At 57.2% G+C, this 3,599-nt stretch carries 3 protein-coding genes; all 3 read left to right on the top strand.

The features are described 5' to 3' along the window. Window positions 1-570 (top strand): hypothetical protein (locus tag ACNKID_RS07425; protein ID WP_417912807.1); only part of this gene is annotated, 570 nt, incomplete at its 5' end. Continuing rightward, window positions 567-2,531 carry a penicillin-binding protein 2 gene (gene mrdA / locus ACNKID_RS07420; RefSeq protein WP_417912806.1) on the top strand — a complete coding sequence of 655 codons (1,965 nt, stop codon included), beginning with the start codon at window positions 567-569 and terminating at the stop codon, window positions 2,529-2,531. The genes ACNKID_RS07425 and mrdA, both read left to right, overlap by 4 nt. Window positions 2,532-2,556: 25 nt before the next feature. Continuing rightward, window positions 2,557-3,599, top strand: a 1,043-nt coding sequence (rodA, locus tag ACNKID_RS07415) for a rod shape-determining protein RodA (RefSeq protein ID WP_417912805.1), incomplete at its 3' end; no start/stop codon positions are given.

The raw sequence follows: 3,599 nt of genomic DNA, 5'->3' as shown, positions 1-3,599 counted from the left end.
CCGGACGCGCCGATGCTGACGATAGCCTTCATCCTTGTGGGCCTGCTGCTGGCTGTGGCGCAGACCACCGTCCTTATGCCCGCGCCAGTCTGGATCGCGGCTCCAGATCTCTATTACGCCTTGGCCGCTTATGCCGCCTATCATTTCAGCTTCTGCCGGGGCTTCCTCATCATTCTGCCGGTGAGCTGCATCATGGATGTCTATTCCGGTACTGTGGTTGGCATGTATCCGGCCATCTGTGGCTGCGGCTGGCTGCTCCTGAAGTTCATGGCGGTCAAGATGCCGGTGCGCAGTTCCTTTTACCAAATTCCTCTGACAGGGGCAAGTCATCTCTTTGTCTGCTGGCTGACCGTGCTGCTCCTTGACGCGCTTCACCCTGAAGAGGGCATCAGCTGGCACTGGCCGCCGATGCTGTTCCGCGTCGGCCTACTCTGTTTAGCCGCCGTGCCACTCTTCCGTTTCTTCCATTTCATTGAAAACCGCCTGCGCGACAGATTTCTTTTCCTCAGGGCGAAACGGTCGGTGGCGGACGGCAATCAGTTCCGGCAAGACAGAGGAGGGCGGGAATGAGACGGAACAACCGGCGGCGGAGCAGGTCTGCGGAAGATGCTGCCGATTTCCATGATGACGACGGCAAAACACGGATCAGCCGGGTCAATGAGGGCGAGCTGGACTTCTACCGCCGCCGGGCCATGCGCTCCTCGGCGGTGCTGCTCTTCTTTTTTGCCGTCATTGTCGCCCGGCTCTGGCATCTCCAGATGCAGCGAGGTGAGGAGTACCTCAAGCTGGCCCAGAACAACCGGGTGCGTGCGCTGGACATTGCCGCGCCTAGAGGCAACATTCTCGACAGAAAGGGCCGTGAGATTGTCACCAACCGCCCGGCCTTCAATGTGGTCTGGGCGCGCGAGGGCAACCGTATTGACGAGGCACTGATCAAGAAAGTCGCCGCCATGCTGGAGCTGGATATAACCGAGCTCCTGGCCCGCATCCGTAAAATGGCGGGTACGCCTGGCCATATTCCCATCCGGCTGGCGGAAAACTTGGACTGGGACAAGGTCGCCCTGATTGAAAACAACCGCATGGAGCTGCCCGGCATCAGAATTGAGGTGGCACCGCAGCGGGTCTATCATTATGGCAACTTGGCTTCTCACATGATCGGTTATCTCGGCGAGATCAGCAAAGACGAGCTGAAAGCGGCGGAACCTGATTTCTACCGCCCCGGCGATATGCTCGGCAAGATGGGTCTTGAGCGGCTGCGGGAAAAGGATCTGCGCGGCGAGAAAGGTCGTCAGTACATGGAGGTCAACTCCCTCGGCTTTGAGCAGCGCAATCTCAAGGGGTTGGAGCCGCTGCCCGGCAACGATCTTCAGCTCACCATCGATGTTGAACTCCAAGAAGTGGCGGAAAAAATGATGACGGAGGCTGAATACGCCGGCGCGGCGGTGGCGGTGGAGGTCAACACCGGACGGATACTGATGATCGCCAGCTCGCCGGTACTGGATTTGAGCAAGTTCATCGGCGGCATTTCCAGAAAGGACTGGAAGGAAATGCTGGACAATCCTCGGCACCCTCTGATCAACAAAACCGTGCAGGGGCAGTATCCGCCCGCCTCCACCTACAAGATTGTAACCGCCTTGGCCGCTTTGGCCGAAGGCCTTGTCAGCCCCGACAGCACAGTCTACTGTCCCGGCTCCTACCGTTTCGGCAACCGCACCTATCGCTGCTGGAAAAAAAATGGCCACGGCACAGTGAATTTAAAAAGCGCCTTGGCGGAATCCTGCGATGTGTATTTTTATCACGTGGGCCAGCGGCTGGGAGTGAACCGCATCGCCAGCTATGCCCGCCATCTCGGTTTGGGCATGAAGACTGGAGTTGAGATAGAACATGAGAAGTCGGGATTGATCCCGACTTCGGACTGGAAACTGAAGCGCTACGGCAAGCCGTGGCAGGACGGCGAAACCCTGTCCATCGCCATCGGCCAAGGCTTCAATTTGGTCACCCCGCTTCAGCTGACCATGATGACCGCTGCCGTGGCCAACGGCGGCAAGCTCTACCGGCCCAGCATCATTGAAATGGTGCGAGATTCAGACGGACATGTCATTGAGCAGTTTCAAGTCACGGAACTGGATCATTTCACCGGGCAGGAACGCAACTTGCGGCTGATCAAGGACAGCTTGGTGGATGTGGTGCATGGCCGCCGGGGCACGGGCCGCAAGGCGCAGCTGCCGGGCATCACTGTGGCCGGCAAAACCGGCACCGCCCAAGTGGTGCGGCTCAAACAATACAAACATCTGAAGGAAAAAGACATCCCCTACAACTACCGTGATCACGCTTGGTTCACTTGCTTCGCGCCGGCTGAGAAGCCGGAGATCGCCGTGACCGTTCTGGTCGAACACGGTCTGCACGGCGGGGCAGCTGCGGCACCCATTGCGCAGGCTGTGATGCAGAAATATTTTGCCGACCGCCTGCCGAAAACAGACACAAACGGGACTGAGTCGCCGTCTTTGTCTGTTCCAGTTGTCGGCGATTGAACTTTCTTCCATTTTTCTGCCGATCATGTTTCGTTTTGACCGCCGCCTTCTGTATAATTTCGATTGGGTGACAGTGCTGTTGCTGGCTATGCTTTCGCTGATGTCGCTGGCCAGCCTGTTCAGCGCCACATGGAACGGCGGCCCTTCGCCATCGCCATTGTTTTTCAAGCAGTTTTATTTTTTTCTGTTTGGCTGCGCCCTGATTCTGGTGATCCTCAGCGTTGATTACAACGACTTGAAGCTGCTCTCTTATATCTGCTACGGAGCAGTTTGTCTGCTTTTGGTGTACACAAAGCTTTTCGTGAAAGTTATAGCTGGCTCTCAGCGCTGGATTGATCTCGGTTTCTTCAAGCTTCAGCCTTCCGAGCCTGCCAAGCTGGTGCTGGTTTTGGTGCTGGCCGCCTGCTACGCCCGCAACGAAACGCCGGAGAACGGCTATCAGCTCAAGGATTTGCTTCGGCCTGCCGCGCTGACGGCTGTGCCTTTTCTGCTGATCGTGATTCAGCCGGACTTGGGCACCGCGCTGATGCTGGCCTTCATTTTCATTTCAATGACTCTGCTCGCCCAGTTGCGCTGGTCAACTTTAACCACGCTGGGGATCACAGGCCTGATCACCAGCGTGCTGGGCTGGATGTACGGCCTCAAACCCTACCAGCGCCGCCGCATTCAGACATTTCTTAATCCGGAGGGAGATCCTATGAATCACGGCTACCAGATCAATCAGTCGAAAATCGCTGTGGGCAGCGGCCAGCTGTTCGGCCAAGGCTTCATGGAGGGCAGCCAAGGCCATCTCAATTTTCTGCCGGAGCGGCACACGGACTTCGCCTTTGCGGTCTGGTGTGAGGAGCTGGGATTTGCCGGGGCGTTTTTTTTCCTGCTCTGTTTTTTCTGTCTGCTGCTCTGGGGCACGAACACCGCATTGGTCGCCCGCGACAAGTTCGGAGTATTTCTTGCCTTTGGCTTGGTCATGCTCATTTTTTGGCAAGCGGTAGTCAATCTTTTCATGATCATGGGCATGCTGCCGGTGGTCGGCATTCCGCTGCCCTTGTTCAGCTACGGCGGCTCCTC

This window comes from Candidatus Electronema sp. TJ (assembly GCF_048287355.1).
Classification (GTDB): Bacteria; Desulfobacterota; Desulfobulbia; order Desulfobulbales; family Desulfobulbaceae; genus Electronema.
Note: the sequence above shows the minus strand (reverse complement) of the source record. Positions and strands in the feature narration are given on the sequence as shown.